Here is a 7,038-nt window from a genome sequence, read left to right as displayed (position 1 = left end):
AACCCGACATGGAGCTTGCGCCAGGATTTGCGGGTCTTTCCCGCCCCATGCTTAGTCTCGTTCCATCCAGACCCACGATGGATACTCAAACCGGTGCTATCCACGATCAGCGTGATCGGCCCTTTCGCTTCTGGCGAAGGTTGCAGGACGTGTAGACCTTTGCCCCGGCGTGAAAGGGTCGAGAAATCCGGTACCGGCAGAGACAGGCCCAGCAGCCGCATCAGAGATCGCACCATTCCCTGCACCTGCCGCAGTGGCTGATGAAACACCAGCCTCAGCGCAGGACAGATCTCGATGGCAAAGTCCGAGTATCTGGCCTGGCCACTACGACCGATACGTCGGCGTGCCGACCATTTTGGGACCGCCTCTTCGTCAAACCAGATGTACAGATCACCCCGACGTTGCAGAGCCTCAGTGTGCTCGGGCCAGTTGGTGACCGGTACTTCGCTGCCGGAAATTTGTTGCGATGCGCCGCATTGAATTTGTGGGGCATCGGGGCCGGTACTCGCTAGCGAAAGCGGAGTTGGTAGCTCGGTTGTACGATCCCTGCAACATTGCCCAACAAATCCCAAAAACGCTATTTCAGGCTCATTCTCTTCGTTGTTGGAGTATCCCCAAAGCGCGATTTGAATTGTTTGGATAATGTGCCTGCTGAAGAATATCCGGACGCAATAGCAACCTCCTGTATCGACAGATTGGTTTGGCAGACCAATTCGAAGGCCCGCTCTAACTTTAACTCTCGATAGTATTGAAGCGGTGAAAGGCCTAGATGCTGTCGGAACAAGCGCTCCAGTTTTCTGGGAGAGGCCCTGCAATCTCTGGCGATGTCCTTGACCCGTAAGGAGTCTTCAATGTTTTCGACCATTATGTTTACGGCCGCAAGCAGGACTTTCGGAACATTTCGCAACCGCTGAAGCTGTGAACCAGGTTGCTGCGTCTCAGCGCAGCGTGGCGCATGGATCAGAAGCTGATTTGCGGCGGCTTCTGCAGCGTCAGGAGCAAGATCTGCAACCATATCAAGAATCATGTCTAGCGTGGCCATTTCTCCGGCACAGGTGGTGATCGTTCTACCTTTCACAAAGAGGGCATTGCGAGTATCAATGTCGAGGTGCCTTTCGGAAAAGGCTGCGAGTGAACCCCAATGAATGGTGGCTATACCATCCTTCAAAAGTCCAGTTTCAGCCAAAAGAAGGGTCGCTTCGCCTATGCTGTAAATAGTAATCCCCAATCGGCTTGCCGCGCGTATCAACCGGATCACCTGGTCCCTATTGTGCGCAGGGATTTCGTTGCCGCCACAAAACACGATTGATTTCGGGTTCTTCGCAACGTCGAGTTCTCCAAGAAAGCTCTCGGCTTCGAAATCGCATTCAACGACAATTCCGCCCCTGGAGACCGCACGTGAACCAGAAAGGGCTATCAGCTGCATCTGGGGCGCCGTATCAGGACAAGCCTGCGCCAGAAATTGGATTGGTTCGGCAATCGATCCAAAGCTTAGCATTGAGAAACCATCCACTAAAATGACAGCTATTCTCGTGCGGTCATGCGAGAAATCAAACATGGATCACCAGTTCAGCCAGAGACACCTGGACGATCTGCTTCCTTCTGTTTGCCGGTTGCGAGGGCGAACTCGACCGTTTGGCGGATGCCGCCAAGCGGAAAGAAATGGACCTGCCGAAGATTGCTGTCTGGTACTTTCAGGCGATGGGCGAGAAGTTCAGAGAGTACATCGGTCGGTTTGTAGGGGAGCAAGAGATTTGAGATGTCCTTGGCCCGGCGTTGCAGCACCCGGATGGACGGACCGACGCCGCAAGCGACGGCAAACTTGATCATGGTTTGCAATTTGGCGGGGCCAGCAATACCCAAATGAATGGGCAGGTCGACATTTTCAGCGCTCAGCCTTGCAGTCCACTCAATCACAGGCCCCACTTCAAAGGCGAATTGCGTTACGATTGCCATCTCGGAATCTGTGCGATCATTGAAGGCCTGTTTCCAACGCAACGCCTCCATCACACTGTGATCCGAACCATCTGGATCAATATCCTTGTTGCCTTCGGGATGACCCGCGACGTGAAGGCGCGTAAACCCATGCTTGTCGAACAGGCCGGTTTCCAAGAGTTGCATGGAACAATGAAATTTTCCCCGTGGCTGATCCAAGCCTCCGGCCAAAACCAGAGCTTCGCGGGCGCCTGCGTCGCTATAGCGTGATAGCCAGTCCTCAAGCATGGCCTCGTCATCCAGCAATCGCGCGGGAATATGTGGCATGACCGCAAAACCGTCTTCGGAAATTCTGCGAACAGTGTCGGTCATTTCATGGATCGGCGTGCCCTCGATATGTGCAACATAGACCCGTGTTCCAGACGGCAGCAAAGCGCGAAAGTTATCAATCTTGGCCGCGGTGCGAGGCATGACCTCTATGGAATACCCTTCCAGTGCCGGGGTCAGATCGCGTCTGTAGTTGTCAGTCTTTGACCGTCCCGATTTTCGGGAAAGAAGGTGATACAGGGGGGGCATGGCCATGACCTTTCTGAGACAGGGAACAGGCAAAAGACAATGTCACGGCACGTGAAATGGGACGCTCCGTGACGTTTGTGGTCTGAGCCGAAATCAGGCTGCTGAGCTGAATTTGGGACGCGCTTCTTCGAGGCCCCGAGGAATTCTCTTTTCCTCGTCGTACATTGGTAAACTGACCAGCCGCGCCGGTTGCAAGCTGCCATCGCGGCAGCGCACGCCAATATCCTGCTTTGTAGGAAGCGCCGCATCCGTCAAACGGATAATGGCAACACCCTCGCTCAGAAATGGGCTCCAGGATGCAGCAGTCACGTGCCCGATCTGCGCGTCGCCAGCCATCAAGTCTCCGTCAATCAGAGGTTCGCCGGTGGCACAGCGCAAGCCTGACAGGAGCGGCTGCTTTGCTGTTTCGGACAGATTGAGCAATGCGTCCCGGCCGATAAAGTCGGGGCCATCGAGCTTGATGAAAGCGCCCAGACCTGCCTGATATGGGTTCATTGACTCATCAAAATCCGAGAGGTTGTTCATGATGCCGGCTTCGATACGGCGTGCATCCAGCGAATCCAGACCGATCACTTCCATCCCGAATTCCTGTCCGGCTTCGAGCATGTAATTCCACATGGCCTGCCCGTCATATGTGTTCACATCTGGGGTATAGAATTCAAAACCCAACTCAGCCGTGTATCCAGTTCGCGACAGGATCAGGGGCACGCCATTCACCATCACCTCGGCGTTTCCATAGTAGCCGAATGGTTGGGGGGCTCCACCGTCGCATATCTTTTCCAGCATTTCCAGCGCGCGCGGGCCTTGGATCTGTGTGACCCACGAATTTGGGTCGGAAATCTTGACGTCCAAGCCGGCAGAATGGGCGATGAGCCAAGAGATAACCGGGCCATCTGCCTGGACATACCAGAACCTGTCTTCGGCCAATCGCATCAAGACACCGTCGCATAGGAACCCACCGTCCGGATAGAGCAGCAAGCCATACGTACAGCGACCCACCTTGAGCTTTGAGATATCCCGGGCAAAAACCTTATTGCAAAGAGCTTCGGCGTCTGGACCGGAAATCTCGGTCGGCCGCTCGCCAGTGTCCAGCATGATAAGACCCGTACGCAGTGCGCGATAGCCATCATGGCGGTCGATCTTTTGCGAGACGGGCATCAGCCGGGCGTTGTAGACAGTGTAATGCGCGCCATTGGCGCGATGGGCAGCGTGATATGGCGACTTCAGAAGTCCATAGTCCCAACCGGGCTCTTCGAAATCAGCGACAACAACTCTTGTGGGTGTGTTCATTGTGGGCTCCTCCAGTGAACAGTTTGCGCCAACGGCTTTGTTCTGTGGATAGAACGCACAGAACACCTACGTTGAAGCTTGGCAGTATGATTAGCTGAGAACAGGTCAAAAAGTAAACAGTAAACTGTGCATATTGACGATTAATGGTCAATATAATGGCCAACGGGGGTTCAAATTGTGCTAGATGTTCTTTATACAGTGCAATCACGTTAGGCTCCATTTCGACCAACACTCAGAATGTGGAGCCGCGACGCGTACGGAGCAAAGGGAGGAACCTATGTCCGCGGAAGCAACCCTGAAGAGCAATCAATCATTACAAGGCTCGCGCCTTGAAACCAGCCTCGAGGCTGAAATTGCAGCACTGGAACATGCGCCGACTGGCGCGCCGATGGAGACCCGTCATTGGGTCTTTTTGGGAATCAGCGGTATCGTTTTGCCCGTTCTTGTTTTGCTGTGGGGGTGGACATGAGCAGTTCCCACATTGAACATGATTTCGACAGCCTTCCGATCCCACTCAGCGCTCGAAACTGGGGCGGATGGGCCGCTGCAGCTGTCGCCGCCACAGCTGGAATTGCATCGTGGTCCTTTGTCGTGGGCGGGTTCACCGCCTACTATGTGGACGCTCGTGAAGGTACGGCAACGATGATCGCCGGCGCCCTCATCGGACAGCTTCTGGTCACCCTGTCCCAAGTTCCAGCCGTCACCAAATATGGCATCGAGACGCTTGGCTCGACCAAGGCGCAACTGGGGGTCAAAGGCTCGATCATTTCACTGATTGTGCAATACATGACACTAATCGGCTGGAACTTGGTGCTGACAATATTTTTGGGGCGTGCCGTCGCATCGGTTCTGGTTGCCCTTGGAGCCATAACCGAAGCCAAGGCCGGGTCGGCTGCCATTACATCATCGCTGGTCGGCGCCTTGCTGGTCTGGATATTGCTGCAAAAGGGAAGTGACGGCGTCAAATCAATAGGCGTCATCGTGGCCAGCTGCATCGTCGTGCTCATGATCTGGATGTATTACCTGCTGTTCGCCAACTTTACGATGACGGACATACTTGCCGCCGAACCACTTGGCCCCAACGAAGGCGGACGGTTGACCAACTACACGACGGCCATGGAATTGCTAATGGTCTCAACGCTCGGCTGGTGGGCTTACATGGGCGCAATGTTCCGGATGCTCAATCACGCCGGAAAGGGCGCGCTGCCCTCGATGGTTTCTTTGGGCTTTGGCTGGGCAGCAGCGGGGCTGATCGGTCTCTACTCCGCCCTGGCCGCCGGCGAAGCCGATCCGACCATCTGGATTCTAAGCATTGCCGGACCCACTGCAGGTGTTTTTGTCCTGGTCTTTGTCGCGCTCGCGAATCTGGGCTCAACGCTGGTTGGCGCACACGCAGCGGCACTGGGTGTCGGTCAGTTCTCACCGATTACTCAGCGGATGCCTTGGAACGCCAAGGTTGCGACCGCGATTGTTCCTATGGCTGTGATCATCGTCCTGTTCCCTGGCGCATTCTACGATAACATCGGAACTTTCATGGCGTTCATCGGGATCGTAATTGCACCTATGATCGGGATCCAGATTGTCGACTGGTTCCTGTTGCACCGGCTTGACTCGCTGCATGTACCTTCACTCTATTGGCACGATAGACGGTCGAGGTACTGGTACCAATCAGGGTACAATGTGGTTGGGATAGTCGCTTTGGCTTGCGGGTCGCTGACATACGTGTATTTGCTTGATCCTCTGACCTTTGTACCGAACAATTGGCTCTTCCAATACACAACTGCGACACTTCCTGCAGCCGTGATTGGTGGTCTTGTATATTGGGTCGGGACAAATATGTTCTACAAAGAACACTAACCTACACTTTGTGCTGTTTCTGATCAGCGCCCACCCAAGGAGCAATCCGATGAATTCGCTGACTGAAGAGGCACGGTTGATCGAATTTGGAAAACAGGTTCGAGAGCGCCGCAAGGCGCTCCGGATGTCCATTCGAAAACTAGCGGAAAACAGCGATATTTCGCCAAGCTATGTGTCGGCCATTGAAAGTGGCCGCAACCCTGCTACGGGGCGACCACCCGAGCCATCGATCGGTATCGTCGAGCGATTGAACAGTGTGCTGGGTATCTCAAACTCTGTGTTCAGACCGGGAAGATCAATGTGCGGGCCCGGATGTCAACACAACCATGCGCTGTTGTATAGACTGGATGATGGCAAAGTCGAGCTCAGGCAAATTCTCAACCAGGCCTTCGGAACCGAGGTCAACCAATGGATTTGCATTTCTGACCCTCGTCAGATTCAAGAAAGTGATGAGGAGCTTATCGCGTGGCACTGGCCCTTTGGCAGTTTCCCCTATCCTGACAATTTTCTGGTTCCGGATCGGATCGGCGACGCGCTTGAGGCGCAAGTCGAGAAGGTCGCAAGTCAGATTACCAGTGAAAACTATGGTGTAGTGATCGCAGATTGCTCGGCAGTCATGCGCTGGATGATCAATCCAGACGCTGAGGTGGACTATGAGGACCAATGGATCGAAAGGTCGACCGAGATTTTCCAGCGTATCCTGGGGCGAGCGCCAGTGGTCAATACCTGCGTTTACGCGCATCGTGATCTAGAGGCTCTGGCAAAACAGATTGACGTATTGGACACGATCCTGAAGCTGTTTGCAGCACACTCCCAGACGTTTGCTGTTGACCATTCTGGACAGGTCCTAAGCGGTAGCAAAGCCTTCTCTGCAGTTCTGGCAGACAGTCGTCCCGGTGGCATAAGCAGCAGCGCTTGGCGCAGTATCAGTGGGGCTGCCGCCCTTTCATTCTCAGACCGCGCTTGACACTATCAATCAGGCCGGCACCGGAAACTCAACTGACGCAGATCAGTGAATTCCGCCGATCTTGTGGTTAGGCCGCTCAGACCTGTGTGAGGTCGCACTAGGTACCCACAGCAAGAAACTGTATTTCCCGTTTCGTATCGTGACCTCGAAGATATCATGGCTGACCAGTTTGTTGCACGGGTCAGTGTTGGGACATAGCGCGCCCTTTCCCATCTGAGGTTCAGGCAGGCTCGAACGCCGCACGACCCAGTGAGGTCATGCGGTTGAGTACGCTCATGGCTATCCGGACTTCCGTGTTTTGGGCGTCAATGTTCCTCGATTTCAAACCGCCGCCAATGATCGTTTTCCAGCGCCCGATCTGGGCTTCGACTATGGCCCGAAGGTTCTAGTCTGTTTCGGCCTGCCACTTCATT

At 54.5% G+C, this 7,038-nt stretch carries 7 protein-coding genes; 3 read left to right on the top strand and 4 right to left on the bottom strand.

The genetic code is table 11. From position 1 onward, the window contains the following. The 4 genes from ABJO75_RS02775 to ABJO75_RS02760 form a co-directional block, all read right to left on the bottom strand. Nucleotides 1-572, bottom strand: a 572-nt coding sequence (locus tag ABJO75_RS02775) for a transposase (RefSeq protein ID WP_348124873.1), incomplete at its 3' end; no start/stop codon positions are given. A 5-nt stretch (nucleotides 573-577) separates the two neighbouring features. Beyond that, entirely contained in the window at nucleotides 578-1,558 is a 981-nt protein-coding gene (locus ABJO75_RS02770; protein ID WP_348124871.1) for a helix-turn-helix domain-containing protein, read from the bottom strand. An 11-nt stretch (nucleotides 1,559-1,569) separates the two neighbouring features. Next, nucleotides 1,570-2,517 carry a methylenetetrahydrofolate reductase gene (locus ABJO75_RS02765; RefSeq protein WP_348124869.1) on the bottom strand — a complete coding sequence of 316 codons (948 nt, stop codon included), beginning with the start codon at nucleotides 2,515-2,517 and terminating at the stop codon, nucleotides 1,570-1,572. Nucleotides 2,518-2,604: 87 nt separating this feature from the next. After that, nucleotides 2,605-3,801: an aminomethyltransferase family protein gene (locus tag ABJO75_RS02760; RefSeq protein WP_348124867.1), complete on the bottom strand. Its 1,197-nt coding sequence runs from the start codon at nucleotides 3,799-3,801 to the stop codon at nucleotides 2,605-2,607. 277 nt (nucleotides 3,802-4,078) lie between these two features. Here ABJO75_RS02760 and ABJO75_RS02755 point away from each other — a divergent pair, with 277 nt between their 5' ends. The 3 genes from ABJO75_RS02755 to ABJO75_RS02745 are packed head-to-tail and all read left to right on the top strand — an operon-like array spanning nucleotide 4,079 to nucleotide 6,625. Beyond that, a complete protein-coding gene (locus ABJO75_RS02755; RefSeq protein ID WP_348124865.1) occupies nucleotides 4,079-4,270 on the top strand; it encodes a hypothetical protein in 192 nt (63 codons plus the stop codon). Continuing rightward, nucleotides 4,267-5,658, top strand: a complete 1,392-nt coding sequence (locus ABJO75_RS02750) for a cytosine permease (protein ID WP_348124863.1) — start codon at nucleotides 4,267-4,269, stop codon at nucleotides 5,656-5,658. Before ABJO75_RS02755 ends, ABJO75_RS02750 begins: the two co-directional genes overlap by 4 nt. Nucleotides 5,659-5,707: 49 nt before the next feature. Next, nucleotides 5,708-6,625, top strand: coding sequence for a helix-turn-helix transcriptional regulator (locus tag ABJO75_RS02745; RefSeq protein ID WP_348124861.1), 918 nt, complete (start codon nucleotides 5,708-5,710; stop codon nucleotides 6,623-6,625). Nucleotides 6,626-7,038: the final 413 nt, after the last annotated feature.

The sequence above is a fragment of the Sedimentitalea sp. genome (assembly GCF_039973035.1).
GTDB lineage: Bacteria > Pseudomonadota > Alphaproteobacteria > Rhodobacterales > Rhodobacteraceae > Sedimentitalea.
The sequence above is the reverse complement of the archived record's forward strand: the minus strand, read 5'-3'. Positions and strand labels throughout refer to the sequence as shown.